The sequence below is a fragment of the Paraburkholderia sp. JHI869 genome (assembly GCF_038900775.1).
Taxonomy (GTDB): domain Bacteria; phylum Pseudomonadota; class Gammaproteobacteria; order Burkholderiales; family Burkholderiaceae; genus Paraburkholderia.
Window position 1 is genome coordinate 385,450 of sequence record NZ_JAYMSC010000002.1, and the last position, 15,574, is coordinate 401,023.

Here is a 15,574-nt window from a genome sequence, read left to right on the forward strand (position 1 = left end):
TCGCCATGAAACTCGCTACATTGCGCACGGCAGTCGCTTCGGTCGCGCTGCTCGCCGCCCACCTCGCCTGGGCGCATGCTTATCCGAAGCATCAGGAACCGCCGGCTGGATCGACCGCGCCGGCCACGCTCAGCGCAGTCGTGATCGACTTCGACGACGGGCTCGAGCCTGCGTTCAGCTCCATCGACGTGAAAGACGCGCAGGGCAAATCCGTCATTCGCGAGAAAGCCACGGTCGATGCGAACAACAGCAAGCGCATGTCGGTTGCGCTGAACGCGCTGACGCCAGGGAAGTATTCGGTGGTGTGGGTCGCGGTTGCCGCCGATGGGCATCGCACGACCGGACATTACTCGTTCGACGTGAAGTGAACGTGTAAAGATGAAACGAGGCCAGAATGCAATTTCGTCCGATATTGCAGCCTGGCTCGCGTGATTGTTGGGCGGACTTAATGCGGCGTGGTGACCGTAAAGGCCTCAGGCGAACCGTTCAACGCGTCGTACAGTTCTGCAACGGGCGAGTCGCCGATTTCGTTGTGGACATACGCCGTGAACGCGCGATCGTAGAGCGCGCGCCCAGCGTCGGTTTCCATCGTCATGTCGAAGCCGTTGAGAACCAGGCCGGCGATCTCGTCGGCTTCGAGCAGGATGTGTTCAGCTTTCTTTCGTTCCATGGTGGTGCTCCAGTACAGCAGGATCATGGAATTTTAGAGGCAACGGCGGGGAAATGCAGGAGGAAATAAACGGGGGCGATTCGGTTTTCGGTCAAGGGCGAACGGGTATTGGCTCTGAGCGCCGGTTGGACCGTGGTACGGTGTTGGCCTTTCTGGAGGCACGTTCCATGCGTCAAATATTCTCTTCGGCTTTTCTGGCCGCTGCTGCAATGGCAAGTGTGCTTGCCGCCTGCGCCAGCGCATCGCCCAATGTGCCATCGAATATGACCGGCGCCGATCGCGACGCGCATGGGTGCATCGGTTCGGCCGGATATTCGTGGTGTGACGCGACGCAACGTTGCGAGCGGCCCTGGGAACTGGCGAAACAGAAGGGTTTTGCCGTGTCCCAGGAACAGTTCGCACGATATTGTTCGAGCGGATCAGTCAACTAAAGCGAAACGACCCACCGCTTGTTGAATCACGCTTGCATGCGCCGCGTCGAGTCCACCACTTCGTCGGCCAGCATGCCAACAAGTTCGCGAGTAAACAGCGGAAGCTCCCCCACGTTGCGCACGCAGATGTTCAGGCGCCGCTCTGCCCAATCGTCCTTGAGCGCGACCATGACGATATCCTTCACGCGTGCGTGCTTCCACGCAACGGAGGCCGGCACGATTCCGATGCCCGCGCCTGCGGCAATCATCCGGCACGCCGCGTCGAACGAACCCACTTCGATGCGTATTCTGAGCGTCCTGCCAAGCGCGGCCGCAGCGCGGTGTACGAAGGCGTGAATGGCAGTGGATGCCGGCAGGTCGACAAAATCGTTGTCCAGCGTCTGCGCAAAACACACGGTGCCGCGCTGGGCCAGCGGATGATCCGGCTGGGTCACCAGCACCAGCCTCTCGTTCTGGTAGGGCAACATCTCAAGCTGGCCAGCATCGATGTTGCCGGCAACGATGCCGATATCCGCGAGGTTGCCGGTCACCCCTCGCACGATATCGTCACTGGGCGCTTCGCGCAGTTCGATATTCACATGGGGGTGCTCGCAAAGAAAACGTCCCAGCGTGTCCGGCAGCGCGCCGGTAATGGCAGTCGTGTTGGTCCACACGCGAATGTGGCCAGTCATCCCGCTGCCGAACTGCTCGATATCCCCGGCAAGCCGCTCCACCTGCTCACGCATGAGCAAGGCGTGACGGATGAAGCACTCGCCCGCCGGCGTCGGAATCATGCCCTGGCTCGTTCTGTACAACAGCCGCACCCCCATGCAGTCCTCGAGATTCTTCAGGCGGCTGCTGGCCGCCGGAGCCGACATGTGACAGAGGCTCGCGGCGCGCGCGAGGTTGGCTGTCTCGCCAAGCGCCGTGAGCAAACGCAGATCGACGAAATCAAAATGCATGGTGGCTGTCGGGTTGTTTGATCGATTCCTCCTGCGCAACCGGTGCGGAGACGGCCTCGAGCGTCTGGCCGCTCGCTTCGACGCGAAGGAAAAGCAATGCGACGCACAGCGCCACCAGCACGCAGGCCACCATCGCTACCACGCCCGAGACCCCAAAGTGCGAATAGAGCAGCACCGCGAGATACGGTGTGCACATCGACGCGGCCCGTCCGCAGGTGCCGGCAACGCCGGTGCCGCGAAGACGATGCGTGGTTGGAAACAGCTCCGGGATATAGACGAACAGACCCAGCGTGCAGACCGTGTAGAGCGCGGTGACCAGCGCGAAGCCCATCACGGAAATGGCAACGGGGTCGCGCATCTGCACATAGAAGTAACCGAGGACGATCGAGACCAGCGCGCTGGCGATCAGTGCCCTGCGGCGGCCGAGACGGTCAGCAATGGCAAAGCCGACGACGGCCCCCGCCGGTGCGCCAAACGACATCAGAAACACGAATCCGAGTGAACGCGTGATGCTCAGGCCTTCATTGACGAAGAACGCGGGCAACCACGCCACGAAGCCGTAAAGGGAAACGTTCACCGCAATGGCAGTGAGCGCTGCCACGAACGTTCGGCCTTTCATGCCGGGCGCGAAGAGCGCGGAGAACGGCGCGGCCGACGTCTCGTGGGCCGTCACGCGGGTAACAGGCGGGAGGGTGCCGCCGTTGTGGCGCTGGACCTCCTGCTCGATGGCGGCAACCGTTCGCTCGGCTTCCTCCAGCCGGCCCACGGTCTCCAGCCAGCGCGGCGACTCCGGCATGCGATGACGCAGCGCCCAAACGACGATGGCGCCTACGCCCGCGATCGCGAACATGTAACGCCAGCCGAGATGGGGAATGACCCAGTAGCCCACGGCCGTGGCCGCAAGCAGGCCCGAATTGGTGATGAGCGCGAGCAGCGACGTCCAGCGGCCGCGGCTCGCCGGCGGCACGAACTCGCACAGCGTGCCCGCCGCGACCACCAGTTCGGCGCCGAGGCCGACGCCCATGATGAAGCGCAGCAGGATCAGCCAGTAGATGTTGGGCGCGAAGGCTGCAATAAACGACGCGCCGCCAAAGATGGCGAGGTTGGCCTGGTACGAGAAGCGGCGACCGTAGCGGTCGCCCAGGTAGCCCGAAAGACCCGCGCCGATCATCATGCCAAGAAAGGTTGCGGACAGAAAAAACGAGCCGACTCGCAGGTCGGCAAAGCCAGTCTTGACCATGGCCGCCAAGGCGCCATTGGCGAGATAGATGTCGAAGGCATCGAGAAATGCGCCCGCGCTGATCAAGCCAAGAATCTTCCAGTGAAACCGGCCGATGGGTAGCCGGTCGAGTCGGGCGCCGGAATTGACGATTGCCATGCTGTCTCCTGTGTTGGGTCCGGGCTAGCGCGACGTGGGTCGATGCCGCTGGCCGATACGCCGGGCATCGACATAGGACGCATCGGTTCGCGCAGCCGGAATTGGCTGCCAGACTGCTCGCAATACAGGGAGAGGGGAATTCGTTTTTCTGGAACGGGGAATTTTGTTCAGACTAACGGGCGGCGCATTTCCCGCTATTTGGGGCTGCAAAAAGTGCCATCGAATCTCCCTTTTGTATAGGGACGCGCGTACTCAGGTCAAATATTCTCTCTCCATCGAAGCGCTCCGTCCGGCATCGGCCCCTGGCCGGGCCCCGACGGCAAATTTCAGGGAGAAGGATGTTGGCTCAGAAAGTGCGGCTCAAACTCGCGGTCGGTGAACACCCGCATACCTCGGCAATCCGTAACGGTTCGATCCCCATCGAGGGCGTGGACGCTGAATTCATCACGGTTAAGCCGCAGATCGGCGCATTCCGCCGTATGGTGCGCGACGTCGAGTTCGACGTCTGCGAACTGGCCCCCACCACCTATATCATCGCCCGCGCCTATGGTGCGCCCTTCGTCGGCCTGCCCATCTTCGTCACGCGCCGTTTCCACCACGGCGGCCTGCTCGTGCGCCCCGAAGCCGGCATCAAGCACCCGAAGGACCTCGAAGGCCGCAAGGTCGGCGTGCGCGCCTACTCCGTCACGACGGGCGTCTGGACGCGCCAGGTCCTGATCGACGAGTTCGGGCTCGATTCGTCCAAGGTCACCTGGGTGGTCGACGACGAGGAGCACGTCACGCAGCTCGAGCTGCCCTCGAACGTCGTGCACGCACCGGCTGGCAGCTCACTCGCCGACATGATGGCGAGCGGCGAACTCGCGGCGGGCTTCGCGGCGGCGGCAGGCATTGGCCGCACCGGCGCGCCCACGGGCGGCTGGAAAGAAGTCGAGGCAGACTACCCCGACCTGCTGCCGCAAGCCGCCGAACTCGAGAAGGAATACTACGCGCGCACCGGCATCTACCCGATGCACGGCACCATCGTCGTGAAAGACTCGGTGCTCGCCGAGCATCCGTGGATCGCGAAATCGCTCTACGACGCCTTCGCACAAGCCAAGCAGCAATGGCTCGCGCGTCTCGACGCAGGCGAGGCCACCAGCGACGGAGACAAGAAATACCTGGAACTGCGAAAGATCGTCGGCCACGACCCGCTGCCCTATGGCATCGAGGAAAACCGCAAGACGATCGAGGCGCTCGAAGCGACCGCGTTCAAGCAGGGGCTCACCCCGCGCCGCATGTCCATGAGCGAGCTGTTCGTGGACCCGCTGGCCCGCTGATCCACTCGGCTGAACGCGCGCGGCAAATGATTTTCGCTCCCCAGCAGGCAATCGAAAAACAACCGGGACACCCATGCCATCCTCAATCGTCGACATTCACCCGCACATCATCTCCGACAACGAAGGGCGCTATCCGCCCGCGCCCCTCTTCGGCAAGCGCTCGGACTGGTCGCAGGAGCGCCCGACAACCGTCGAAACGCTGATCGCCGCGATGGATGAAGCGGGCGTCGGCAAGGCCGCCGTGGTGCATTCGTCGACCACCTACGGGTTCGACAACAGCTACGTGGCCGACAGTTGCGCGCGCTATCCGAATCGTCTCGTGGCCGTCGGCTCAGTGGACGTATTGCAGCCCGACGCGCCGCAGCGCATTCGCGAATGGGTCGAGCGCGGCCTCGAAGGGCTGCGGCTCTTTACCGGTGGCAGTACGAAGGAATTCGATCCGAGCGAGCTGGACGATCCGCGCGCGTTTCCCGCATGGGAACTGTGCGCGGACCTCGGCCTGCCGATGTGTATCCAGACCGGACCGGTTGGACTGCCGCAGGTCACGGCGCTTGCCAAGCGCTTTCCGGGCGTGCCGATCATTCTCGACCACCTGGGACGCCCCGACGTGACCGATGGCGCGCCGTACGCGAAGGCGCAAAGCCTCTTCGATCTCGCGCAGCACGAGAACATCTTCCTGAAACTCACGCCGCGCATTTTCGGCGACGTGAAGAAGGAACGGGCGAGCGCCGAAACGTTCTTCCCGCGCGTGGTCGACGCCTTCGGCGCGCAGCGCATGGCATGGGGGTCGAATTTCCCCACTTCGCCGGGGACGCTGCAGGATATTCTTGCGACGGCGCAGGCAGGGCTGCAATGCCTGAACGCCGCGGACCGCGCGTGGATTTTCGGCAAGACCGCACACAAGCTGTATCCGGCTTTACTCTGAGCCGGCGCCATTGCGATGTGTCCGGCGGCACGCAACCTGCGCGCCGTCGGCCATGAAACAGAATTGACTGAGGTACGAAAAAAGCAGATGGAGACGAGCAAAACAGAACGATCGAGCGTCGTGAGCAATTGGGGCGTGCTTGCCCTGCTCGCAATCGGCGTGTTGACGTCCTTTATCGACCGCACCAGTATTTCCAGCGTTCTCGCGGATAGCCACTTCATTCGGCACTTTTCGCTGACCAACGTCGATCGCGGCTGGATCAACTCCGCTTTCTTCTGGTCGTATGGGCTCTTTCAGGTGCCAATGGGCTGGGTCTCCGACCGCTACGGCGTGAAATGGCCCTACGCGATCTGCTTTGCGCTGTGGTGCGCCGCAACCGCGCTGATGGGCGCCGTCACGACGCTTGCGGGCCTCGTCGTCATGCGCCTGCTCGTCGGTATTGCCGAGGCGATCGTGATCCCGGCCAGCTACCGATGGATCCGTAACAACTTTCACGAAAGCCAGAGCGGCCTCGCCGTGGGCATTCTCGCGATGGGCAACAAGTTCGGTCCGGCCATCGGCGCGCCGGTCGCCGCGTGGTTCATCGTCAACTATTCGTGGAAGGCGATGTTCGTCGCAACGGGTCTCGTCGGCCTGCTCTGGCTGGTGCCCTGGCTGCTCCTCGTACGCAACGACCTGCCCTCGCGCGACTCCGTGCGCCAGGCCGATCGCAGCGCACGCACGGTCAGCTTCGGCAGCATCCTGTCGAGCCCGGTGGTGTGGGGCGGCATGATCACGAACTTCTGCTACGGCTACTTCACGTTCTATTGCATGACATGGATGCCGGCTTACCTCGTCGAGCAACGCGGCCTGTCGATCGGTAAATCGGGCATCTTCACGTTCTTCAGTTTCGCGGGCATCGCTATCGTCGCGGCCATAGCGGGCTGGGCGGCGGACCGCATCATCGCGCGCGGCGCCAATGCGATTCTCGTGCGCAAGGCGTTCATCATCGCGGGCTTCTTTGGCGGCTGCACGGTGCTGCTGGGCGCGTATGCGAACACGCTCGAAACCGCCCTCTTCTGGAACGTGCTCTCGCTTTCGCTGCTCGGCCTGACCACCGCGAACAATCTCGTGCTATCGCGGCTCACCTTGATCCCGAAACAAACCGTCGGGCTCGTGACCGGTGTCCAGCAGGTCGCGACCAGCCTCGCGGGCGGCGTGGCCGCAAGTCTCTCGGGCTGGCTGCTGCACGTGGGCAAGAGCTACGACCTGCCGATGATGGTGATTTTCGTGTTCCTGCTCGTGGGCGCTGCGGCTACCGCGATTCTGTATCGCCCCGACTGGGCGCCGAAGATCAGCGAGCCGCAACGCGAACTGAGCGAGGCGTGACCTCGCGCCAAGCTATTAATCGTAGTCCGAAGCAAACGGCAAACAATCGGGTGGCACACGCCTGCGCGCCCCACCTCAACAACGCCAACGGCCTGCTCCGTGGCAATCGACTGAAAAACTGGAAACAACCTACATGGCGAAGATCGTATTCGGGATGGCGGTGCCGCACAGCGGCATGCTCGGACAGGCGCCGGAAGACTGGCTGAAAAACGGCGAGCGCGACCGCAACAATCCGGAATTGTGGTTCCGCAACCGGACGTGGACCTACCCCGAACTTGAAGCTCACCGCGAAGCCGCGTTCGAGCCGTTCCTCACGCTGGAGGAGCGCACAGCGCGCGCGGCGCGTTGCAGGACGGCGCTCGACACGATGGCCGCCGCGTACCGCGACGCCAAAATCGACGTGGCGATCATTCTGGGCAAGGACCAGAAGGAAATCTTTACGGACTTCTCGCCTTCCATCGCGATCTACAGCGGAGAGGAAGTCCATAACGGGCCGCCGCAGCGATCCGTCTACGCGCCTGACTACCATGTCACGCACGATTGTCATCCGGAACTGGCCGGGTACCTCATCAACCACTTCCAGACGGAAGGCTTCGATCTCACCGATTTGTTCGCGTGGCCCGACAACGTGTGGATGAAGCCGCTCCCTGAATATCCGGTCGTGCCGCACGCGTACAGCTTCGTCTATCACCAGATCATGGACGACAATCCGCCGCCGCACGTGCCGATCATCATGAACTGCTTCTACCCGCCGACGCAGCCTTCCATGTCGCGCTGCATCGAGTTCGGCCGCGTGCTGCGCGATGCGATCAAGGCGTGGCCCGAAGACGTGCGCGTCGGCATCTTCGCCTCAGGCGGACTTTCGCACTTCGTGAACGACGAGGAATTCGACCACCGCATCATGAAGATGCTGGCGACTTACGACTACGAAGGCCTTGCCGCGGTGGACGACCGCTCGTATCAGTCCGGCACCTCGGAAATCAAGCTCTACGTGAGCGTGATGAAAGCGATGCAGGAAACCGGCGCCGAAATGACACTGGTCGATTACGTCCCCTGCTGGCGCACCCCGGCCGGCACCGGCGAGGGCATGGGCTTCATGTACTGGAAAGCGGCAGACCAAGCGAGAGACCGATGAACAACACGCGCCTGAACGGCATCATTCGTGCGTTCGAATCCGGCAAGCCCGCCTTCGCCGCATTCTCCAAGCTCGACAAGCAGACCGCCATCGAGATGAGCGAAGCGCCCTACGACGGCATCGTGTTCGAAATGGAGCACAATCCGTACGACGTGGCCGCGCTAGGCGACGCATTGCAGTACATGCTCAACCGCAAGCAGATTGCCGAGTCCGGCTCGGTCGCCCCGCGCGTCACGCCCATCGCACGCATTCCCGCGAATGGCGCGGAGATGAACCAGGCTTTCGCCAAGCAGGTGCTCGATCGCGGCGTGTACGGCGTCGTGTGGCCTCACATCGCCACTGTCGAGCAGGCTTATAACGCCGTGGCCTCGTGCCGCTACGCACGCCCGAAGCACGCGCCGCTTTATGAGCCCAAGGGCGTGCGCGGCGACGGCCCGGCCAATGCGGCGCGCTACTGGGGCCTTTCGATGCAGGAGTACTACGAGAAGGCCGACGTATGGCCGCTCGCCCCGCAAGGCGAGATTCTCGTGGGCCTCATGTGCGAAAGCACGCAGGCGATCGGGAATCTCGACGACATTCTTGCGAATGTGCCGGGCATCGGCTTCATCCTGATCGGCGAAGGCGACCTCAGCCAGGAACTGGGCTTTCCGAGACAGTACGAACACCCGGAAGTGCTCGACGCCATGCGCCAGATCGTCGAGATCTGCCGCAAGCATAACGTCGTGGTCGGCAATCCTCACGTTACGGCGAAAAATCACGAGCGGCTCGTTCAGGAAGGGTACCGCTTCCTCATGTCGGCGCCCGTGCGCAGCTATGGCGTGGCCGGCGCGGCGCGCGAAATGGCGGGCTATTGATCAGTCGGGCTGGGGATTTTCTGCCCGAAAGCCGCATCTATTCATTAGGTCTACGAAATTTCTGGAAGAGTAACAACGATTATTTCCGCTGCTCCTGCGGGTAAAAGAGCGCAATAACTATAAGCAACATTGGAGACAACAGTGAAGAAAGTGCTAGTCCTGGCATCCGGCATCGCGTCGGCGTGCCTTTTCAATACCGCTTATGCCCAATCGTCCGTCACCCTTTATGGCGTGATCGACAACGCCGTCGAATATCAGAACGGCGGTGCCGGAGCCGTAGTGCGCGCGACATCGGGCGGCCTTTTTGCGAGCCGTTATGGCCTGAAAGGCAGCGAGGATATCGGTGGCGGCCTGCATGTCAATTTTCAGCTCGAACAGGGTTTTTCCGCCATGACCGGTGCGGCCGCGAATTCTGCGGAAGCCTTCAACCGGCAAGCGTGGGTTGGGCTCTCCGGCGGCTTTGGCGAGGTGCGTTTTGGCCTGCAAAATACGCCGCAGTATATTTTCCTGAACCGGGAACTCGATCCGGTCGCGGTGATGAGCATGGGCTCGCCCATGCTCAACTTCAACTCGCTGACGATCCGCGTCAACAATGCAATCTCGTACTTTACGCCTACGGTTTATGGGCTGAGCGCCCAGTTCATGGTCGCGATGCGCGATGCGACGACCAAGCCGAGCAACGGCCTGCAGTTCTACAACGCGGCCGCGCGCTACGAGAACGGTCCGTTCAGGATCGCGGCAGGCTACGAGCAGGCCGACAACGCCACCGGCACTTCGACGCTGAAAGTGTTCAACGCGGGCGCGTCGGTCGGCGTCGGCCCGGCGCGTTTCTATCTCGCGTACCACACCGAACATCAGACCGACAACAGCATCAAGCGCGACGTGTATGAAGGCTCCGGCTCCTGGAACTTCAGCCCTGCGGACCAGCTCGCGCTGATGTACGGCTACGCGCACGACCGCACCGGCCAGGGCAACAACGCCCAGCAGATCGGCATGACCTACGAGCACTATCTCTCGAAGCGCACGACACTTTACGCGTCGGCCGGGTTCATCAATAACCGCAATCGCGCACAATTCACACTCAACGGCACGGCATATGGTGGCGTCGCCGTGGCGCCGGGTTCGAATACGCGCGGCGTCATTCTCGGCATGGTGCATACCTTCTGAGGATAATGTGAGACCGGCGCCGAAAAGTTCCGGTGCCGGTCTTGGGGTATATCGCAATTCGCCTTGCCGGCAGCCTATGGAAAAATATGAGGATATTCACGGCCGCACGAACGGCCGTCCAGGAGACGGCATGGCTCACGGTGCAATGATTGCTAAACCCCCGCGCAAAACGACCGGCGAAAGCCGTTTGACCACGGTTCCCAAGGTCCGGCTCTACGTCGAGCAGCCCGAGGAAGAAAACTGGTTTGTGCACGTCGGCCATGTGACCGAACGTGGGCGCTGGCGCACCGAGCCGCACGCGCATCCGGCATACGGGCAACTGATCTTCGTGCGCAACGGCCGCGGCGTCATGAATCTCGAAGGGCGCAGCGTTCCGTTCGAAGGACCGTGCGCGCTGCTCGTGCCGACCGAGTGTATCCACGGCCTTGATTATGAAATCGATGTCGACCGGTGGGTCGTCACGATCGAACTGGCCTATCTCACGCAGGTCAACGCGAAGCTTCACGAGTTCATCGCGCTCTGGTCTTCTCCGCGCATGATTCCGTTCGAACATTGCGCCGACGCCGCCAGTGAGTTCTACACCCTGGTTCAGCGCCTGAAGCAGGAAGTGGAGTCCGACGCAGTGGGCCAGGTTACCGGAACCGAAGCCTTGCTCACGATGCTGCTTTTGACGCTGATTCGCGCAGCCCGGATCGAACAGACCGTCAACGACAGCATGCCGCGCCACGACGTGCGCCTCGTCGAGCGGTTCCGCAAGCTGATCGACGAGCATTACCGCAGTAACTTACCGCTCCAGGAGTACGCGTCGATGCTCGCGGTGTCGCTGGTGCAGTTGCGCGCCGCATGCGCCTCCGCCGCGGAAAAGAGCCCGACCAAAATGATTCACGCGCGCATTATTACCGAAGCGAAACGTGAATTGATTTTCGGCGACATGTCGGTGGAGCAAATCGCGTTCTGGCTGGGCTTCGCGGATGCCGCGTATTTCACGCGCTTCTTTCGCAGGGAAGTCGGGCAGGCGCCCAGCCAGTTTCGCAGCGAAGCCCGGCGATAGCGTCAGCGTTTCACCGTCAAAGGCGCGCACGGAAATTCCTTTCCGCTCCTTACCACGCGCGTTTCACTCGCGGATTTCGCACCGGTATCTTCCCTGGTTCAACGGAAAAGTGCCAGCGAATCCCGATTTTGTGCAGGGACCCGCCCACGCGCCGCGAATACCCTTTTCGCATTTTCCGGCTTGCCGTGTTTGCGTTGCATGAAAGCGGCCAACGATTCACTTTCTCTCTTGATCCGGGTAATTCGAATATGGCGCAACTCGTGAAGCCAACGCGCAAGGCGCGGCACGCAACCCTGACTCTCCTTGCCGCATGCGCGCTCTCGGCCCAAGCAATGGCCACGACGTTGCCGGCGACCGCCGGCACGGAATACGTCTACGTGGGCACGCTGCACCAGCAAATCAGCGCCCTGCGCTTTGACGTCACTACCGGCGAACTGACCTCCATCGGCCCTGTCGCCCAAGGGCTCAAATCCACGTGGGTCGCGGCACATCCCGTATTGCCCGTCCTGTATGCAGTCGACGACGATCGAGACAAGGAAGGCAGCATCACGGCATACGCAGTCGATCGCGACACCGGCTCGCTGGCGCCCATCAACAACGTCCGCACGGGCGGCCGCGGCACCACGTTTTTGCACTTCGACACGCCGTCCTCCACGTTGCTCGGCGCGAACTACAACAGCGGGTCCGTGTCGAGCGTGACGGTGAACCACGACGGCAGCGTCGGCACGCTCGAATCGACGATCGACGAGACCGGCTCCGGACCGAGCCCGCGTCAGGCCAGCGCGCACGCACATGGCGTGACGATCGACCCTTCGGGCCACTACGCGCTCGTACCGGATCTCGGTTCCGATCGCGTGTTCATCTACGGCTTCAACCGAAAGACCCATACCCTCACGCAACTCGACGGCGCCGCGCCGCGTGCCTTCGTCGCGCCCACGGGCAGCGGACCGCGGCGCGTGGCATTCGGCGCGACGGGACAGTACGCGTATGTGCTCACCGAAATGAGCGCTGAGCTGATGGTGCTGCGCTGGGATGCGTCGAAAGCCCAACTGACGCTCGTGCAATCGCTGCCGATCAGCAGCGAAGGCTTCGCAGGCGCAAAGAGCGGCGCAGAGATGGCGCTCAGCCACGACGGGCGATTCGTGTATGTTGAAGACCGTGGCGAAAATGAACTGGTCGTGTATCGCGTGGACGCCGCAACCGGAGAACTCGCGGAAATCCAGCGCACACCCTCCGGCGGCGAAAAGCCGTGGGGCTTTGCGATCGACCCTTCGGGCAGGTGGCTGTTCGTGGCCAATCAGCGCAGCGGCAATGTGAGCGTCTTCCAGATCGATCGCGCCACGGGCAAGGTTAGCGCTAGCGGACAGTCGGCTAATGTCCCCGATCCCACGAGCATCGCGTTCGTGAAGTAACGCCAGGTGTCCCGAATGGGGGCGCCTCGCAGCGCCGCCATTCGCTCAATCAAAGCCTGAACTGCGCGACACAGTCGACCAGATTCGCAGCCTGCTGTTTCAAGCTCTCGGCCGCTGCTGCGCTCTCTTCGACAAGCGCCGCATTTTGCTGGGTGGTCTGATCCATCTGGTTGACGGCTTCGCCGACCTGCCCGACGCCGGTACTCTGCTCCGCACTCGCACTGCTGATCTCGGCAACAAGCACGTTCAGGCGCTGAATCGCCCCGACGACCTGCGTCATTGTCGCGCCCGCCTCGTCGACGAGCGCGCTGCCTTGATCGACGCGCTCTACGCTCGACGTAATCAATCCGCGAATTTCCTGCGCGGCCTGCGCGCTGCGTTTCGCAAGCGAGCGCACCTCGGTCGCAACGACGGCAAACCCCCGGCCCTGCTCGCCCGCACGCGCGGCTTCCACCGCCGCGTTCAATGCAAGAATATTGGTCTGCGCTGCGATGTCGTTGATGATGCCGATAATCTCGCCAATTTTGCGCGAGCCCTCGTTGATGCCCTTCATTGTCTCGACAACGGCGCCGACAACACTCCCTCCCTGCACGGCGATCGACGATGCGCCGGTCGCAAGCTCACTGGCTTCGAGCGCGTTCGCGGCATTCTGCTTCACGGTGGCGCTCAACTGCTCCATCGAAGCCGCGGTTTCCTGCAGCACGCTCGCCTGCTCTTCGGTACGCTGGCTCAAATACGCGTTGCCTGATGCGATTTGCGCCGATCCGGTCGCAATGGCGTCGCTGCTCGTGCGCACCTGCTCGACGATACCCGCGAGCGCCACCGTCATTGCGCGCATCGCGGCCATGAGGCTGTCGGTGTCGCCTGGCCGCAGATGCAAGTCGACGTTGAGGTTGCCTTGCGCGATCTGGCGGGCGGCGTCGCGCGCGTCGTCGGGCTCGCCGCCCAGCTTGCTCGTGATCGCACGCGAGAATTTCAGCGCAGCCGCGACACCCGCGAGCACGATGATCGCCATGACACCAACGCTCGCCATCATGGCGCGTTTTTGCGTGGCTTTCGCAAGCGCGATGGCGGCAGTCGTTCGCGCGACAATGGCTTCGCCCGCTTCGCGCAGCGTGATGGCGGAGTCGCGGTCGATGCCGTCGATAGCCCGGTCGCCGACGGCGATATCGAAGCCCGAGGCCTCGAACTTTCCGAGCGCCGCACGAAACGCTGCGCCCATCTCCTTGTGCAACGCGTTGAAGCGCTCGATTCTCTCGCGCGCCTCACCGGGCGGCAACTCGCGCGCCAGTTCTTCCGTTATGCTCTGAGCCGTCCTTTCGTATTTCTGAAATGCGCCCCAGTATTTTTTGAATTGCTCGGGGTCCTTACCTCGCACCAGAATATCCTTGCCGTTCTGCACCTGGTTTTTGAATGCGACAAGTGCGTCGTCCACCGCGCGCGCCTGTGCATCGTCAACCGAGACCAGCCGCTCATAGGTGTGCGCGGCCTGGTTCATCTGCAAGACACCGAATAGTCCCGCCCCCGAAGCGACCAGCAACGCGGCGCCCAACGCCAGCGGTAGTTGATGGACAAGTTTCATGTATCACCTTGTAAAAAACCCCTTTTCTAAGGGGATTGTCTCCACGGTCGAGAGTAACGGACAATCGAGGGAATGGCTTTGGACGAAACCGCGATTCGCCGGGATATTCATTTCCGAACCGTCTTGTGCCGCCTCTCATTTTCCAGTGCAACGAGTCAAGCATTCATGAGTCAGTCATCTTCGCAGTCATCCCTTCCGTTCCTGCCGTTCGTGCGCCCCGAAATCGACGAGGAAACCATACAGGGCGTCGCCGAAGTGCTGCGTTCCGGGTGGATTACCACCGGCCCGCAAAACCAGGCGTTTGAGGCGGCGCTTTCCGAATACTGCGGCGGCCGTCCCGTGCGCACGGTCAACTCGGGCACGGCAACGCTCGAAATCGGTTTGCGCATCGCCGGCGTGGGTCCCGGCGACGAAGTCATCACGACGCCCGCCTCGTGGGTCTCCACGAGCAACGTGATCTACGAAGTCGGTGCGACGCCTGTTTTCGCGGACATCGACCCTGCAACGCGCAACATCGATCTGAACAAGCTCGAAGCCGCCATCACGCCGAAGACGAAGGCCATCATCCCGGTGTTTCTCTCGGGCCTGCCCGTCGATATGGACCGCCTCTACGCAATCGCACGTCAGCACAAGCTGCGCGTGATCGAAGACGCGGCGCAGGCGTTCGGCTCGAGCTGGAACGGCAAGCGCATCGGCGCGATCGGCGACATCGTTTCGTTCAGTTTCCATGCCAACAAGAACCTCACGTCGATCGAAGGTGGCGCGCTCGTCCTCAACGACGAAGCCGAAGCAGCACTCGCGCAGAAGTACCGGCTGCAAGGCATCACACGCTCTGGCTTCGACGGTATGGACTGCGATGTACTTGGCGGCAAGTACAACCTCACGGATGTCGCGGCGCGCGTCGGGCTCGGCCAGCTCAAGCACATCGAGCGCTTCACGCAACAGCGGCGTGCGCTTGCGCGAGCCTACTTCTCACGCCTCGAGGGCGGCGCAGCGGTGAAGCTCGGCATGGGCCTGCCGCTCGCCGATTTCGTCAACAGCAACTGGCACATGTTCCAGATCACGCTGCCGCTCGAGAAGCTCGCCATCGATCGCGGCGGCTTCATGGCGGCGCTGAAGGAACGCGGTATCGGCTCGGGCGCGCACTACCCGGCCATTCACCTTTTCACGCTCTACCGCGAGCGCGGATTCAAGGCGGGCATGTTCCCGCACGCGGAGCGCTTCGGCGCGAGCACGGTGACGTTGCCGCTCTTTACGCAGATGAACGAAGCCGACGTGGCGCGCGTGTGCAGCGCAGTGAACGACATCGTCGAGAAGTCTGCGAAGTAAGCTTCGCATTCTTCG

Annotated in this window: 15 protein-coding genes; 11 read left to right on the forward strand and 4 right to left on the reverse strand. The window is 62.4% G+C overall.

Going from position 1 to position 15,574, the window contains the following annotated elements; genetic code table 11:
- Positions 1 to 5: 5 nt before the first annotated feature.
- A complete protein-coding gene (locus VSR72_RS05015; protein WP_342951309.1) occupies positions 6 to 368 on the forward strand; it encodes a copper resistance protein CopC in 363 nt (120 codons plus the stop codon).
- Positions 369 to 445: 77 nt separating this feature from the next.
- On the opposite strand, the gene VSR72_RS05020 is transcribed toward VSR72_RS05015, so the two are convergent.
- A complete protein-coding gene (locus tag VSR72_RS05020) occupies positions 446 to 670 on the reverse strand; it encodes a hypothetical protein (protein WP_342951310.1) in 225 nt (74 codons plus the stop codon).
- 167 nt (positions 671 to 837) lie between these two features.
- Here VSR72_RS05020 and VSR72_RS05025 point away from each other — a divergent pair, with 167 nt between their 5' ends.
- Positions 838 to 1,101, forward strand: coding sequence for a hypothetical protein (locus VSR72_RS05025; protein ID WP_342951311.1), 264 nt, complete (start codon positions 838 to 840; stop codon positions 1,099 to 1,101).
- 26 nt (positions 1,102 to 1,127) lie between these two features.
- Here VSR72_RS05025 and VSR72_RS05030 read toward each other — a convergent pair whose 3' ends face one another.
- Both VSR72_RS05030 and VSR72_RS05035 read right to left on the reverse strand, forming a co-directional pair.
- Positions 1,128 to 2,042: a LysR family transcriptional regulator gene (locus tag VSR72_RS05030; RefSeq protein WP_342951574.1), complete on the reverse strand. Its 915-nt coding sequence runs from the start codon at positions 2,040 to 2,042 to the stop codon at positions 1,128 to 1,130.
- On the reverse strand, positions 2,032 to 3,420 hold the full coding sequence (locus tag VSR72_RS05035; RefSeq protein WP_342951312.1) for an MFS transporter: 1,389 nt from the start codon (positions 3,418 to 3,420) through the stop codon (positions 2,032 to 2,034). Before VSR72_RS05035 ends, VSR72_RS05030 begins: the two co-directional genes overlap by 11 nt.
- A 338-nt stretch (positions 3,421 to 3,758) precedes the next feature.
- Between VSR72_RS05035 and VSR72_RS05040 the strand changes: the two genes are divergently transcribed.
- From VSR72_RS05040 to VSR72_RS05075, 8 genes are all read left to right on the forward strand, one after another.
- Positions 3,759 to 4,736, forward strand: coding sequence for an ABC transporter substrate-binding protein (locus VSR72_RS05040; RefSeq protein ID WP_342951313.1), 978 nt, complete (start codon positions 3,759 to 3,761; stop codon positions 4,734 to 4,736).
- A gap of 73 nt (positions 4,737 to 4,809) precedes the next feature.
- Positions 4,810 to 5,661 carry an amidohydrolase family protein gene (locus VSR72_RS05045; protein ID WP_342951314.1) on the forward strand — a complete coding sequence of 284 codons (852 nt, stop codon included), beginning with the start codon at positions 4,810 to 4,812 and terminating at the stop codon, positions 5,659 to 5,661.
- 87 nt (positions 5,662 to 5,748) lie between these two features.
- Positions 5,749 to 7,029, forward strand: a complete 1,281-nt coding sequence (locus tag VSR72_RS05050) for an MFS transporter (RefSeq protein ID WP_342951315.1) — start codon at positions 5,749 to 5,751, stop codon at positions 7,027 to 7,029.
- A 133-nt stretch (positions 7,030 to 7,162) separates the two neighbouring features.
- The gene (locus VSR72_RS05055) at positions 7,163 to 8,164 is read left to right on the forward strand and encodes a protocatechuate 3,4-dioxygenase (RefSeq protein WP_342951316.1); all 1,002 of its coding nucleotides are present in this window, start codon (positions 7,163 to 7,165) and stop codon (positions 8,162 to 8,164) included.
- Complete coding sequence (locus VSR72_RS05060; protein ID WP_342951317.1) at positions 8,161 to 9,018, forward strand: aldolase/citrate lyase family protein; 858 nt, start codon at positions 8,161 to 8,163, stop codon at positions 9,016 to 9,018. The genes VSR72_RS05055 and VSR72_RS05060 overlap by 4 nt, the downstream gene beginning before the upstream one ends.
- A gap of 141 nt (positions 9,019 to 9,159) precedes the next feature.
- Positions 9,160 to 10,185, forward strand: a complete 1,026-nt coding sequence (locus VSR72_RS05065) for a porin (protein WP_342951318.1) — start codon at positions 9,160 to 9,162, stop codon at positions 10,183 to 10,185.
- Complete coding sequence (locus VSR72_RS05070) at positions 10,115 to 11,236, forward strand: helix-turn-helix domain-containing protein (protein WP_342951319.1); 1,122 nt, start codon at positions 10,115 to 10,117, stop codon at positions 11,234 to 11,236. Before VSR72_RS05065 ends, VSR72_RS05070 begins: the two co-directional genes overlap by 71 nt.
- A gap of 332 nt (positions 11,237 to 11,568) precedes the next feature.
- Complete coding sequence (locus tag VSR72_RS05075) at positions 11,569 to 12,648, forward strand: lactonase family protein (protein ID WP_342951320.1); 1,080 nt, start codon at positions 11,569 to 11,571, stop codon at positions 12,646 to 12,648.
- 49 nt (positions 12,649 to 12,697) lie between these two features.
- Here the strand turns inward: VSR72_RS05075 and VSR72_RS05080 are convergent, their stop codons facing one another.
- Positions 12,698 to 14,230, reverse strand: a complete 1,533-nt coding sequence (locus VSR72_RS05080) for a methyl-accepting chemotaxis protein (RefSeq protein WP_342951321.1) — start codon at positions 14,228 to 14,230, stop codon at positions 12,698 to 12,700.
- 165 nt (positions 14,231 to 14,395) lie between these two features.
- Between VSR72_RS05080 and VSR72_RS05085 the strand changes: the two genes are divergently transcribed.
- A complete protein-coding gene (locus VSR72_RS05085) occupies positions 14,396 to 15,559 on the forward strand; it encodes a DegT/DnrJ/EryC1/StrS aminotransferase family protein (RefSeq protein WP_342951322.1) in 1,164 nt (387 codons plus the stop codon).
- Positions 15,560 to 15,574 lie beyond the last annotated feature (15 nt).

What these genes read in the sequence shown, in the direction of transcription:
- VSR72_RS05015 (WP_342951309.1), top strand. Translation starts at nt 6, where the DNA reads ATGAAACTCGCTACATTGCGCACGGCAGTCGCTTCGGTCGCGCTGCTC.
- VSR72_RS05085 (WP_342951322.1), top strand. Translation starts at nt 14,396, where the DNA reads ATGAGTCAGTCATCTTCGCAGTCATCCCTTCCGTTCCTGCCGTTCGTG.
- VSR72_RS05035 (WP_342951312.1), bottom strand. Translation starts at nt 3,420, where the DNA reads ATGGCAATCGTCAATTCCGGCGCCCGACTCGACCGGCTACCCATCGGC.
- VSR72_RS05040 (WP_342951313.1), top strand. Translation starts at nt 3,759, where the DNA reads ATGTTGGCTCAGAAAGTGCGGCTCAAACTCGCGGTCGGTGAACACCCG.
- VSR72_RS05030 (WP_342951574.1), bottom strand. Translation starts at nt 2,042, where the DNA reads ATGCATTTTGATTTCGTCGATCTGCGTTTGCTCACGGCGCTTGGCGAG.
- VSR72_RS05050 (WP_342951315.1), top strand. Translation starts at nt 5,749, where the DNA reads ATGGAGACGAGCAAAACAGAACGATCGAGCGTCGTGAGCAATTGGGGC.
- VSR72_RS05045 (WP_342951314.1), top strand. Translation starts at nt 4,810, where the DNA reads ATGCCATCCTCAATCGTCGACATTCACCCGCACATCATCTCCGACAAC.
- VSR72_RS05080 (WP_342951321.1), bottom strand. Translation starts at nt 14,230, where the DNA reads ATGAAACTTGTCCATCAACTACCGCTGGCGTTGGGCGCCGCGTTGCTG.
- VSR72_RS05075 (WP_342951320.1), top strand. Translation starts at nt 11,569, where the DNA reads ATGGCCACGACGTTGCCGGCGACCGCCGGCACGGAATACGTCTACGTG.
- VSR72_RS05055 (WP_342951316.1), top strand. Translation starts at nt 7,163, where the DNA reads ATGGCGAAGATCGTATTCGGGATGGCGGTGCCGCACAGCGGCATGCTC.
- VSR72_RS05070 (WP_342951319.1), top strand. Translation starts at nt 10,115, where the DNA reads ATGGTGGCGTCGCCGTGGCGCCGGGTTCGAATACGCGCGGCGTCATTC.
- VSR72_RS05020 (WP_342951310.1), bottom strand. Translation starts at nt 670, where the DNA reads ATGGAACGAAAGAAAGCTGAACACATCCTGCTCGAAGCCGACGAGATC.
- VSR72_RS05025 (WP_342951311.1), top strand. Translation starts at nt 838, where the DNA reads ATGCGTCAAATATTCTCTTCGGCTTTTCTGGCCGCTGCTGCAATGGCA.
- VSR72_RS05060 (WP_342951317.1), top strand. Translation starts at nt 8,161, where the DNA reads ATGAACAACACGCGCCTGAACGGCATCATTCGTGCGTTCGAATCCGGC.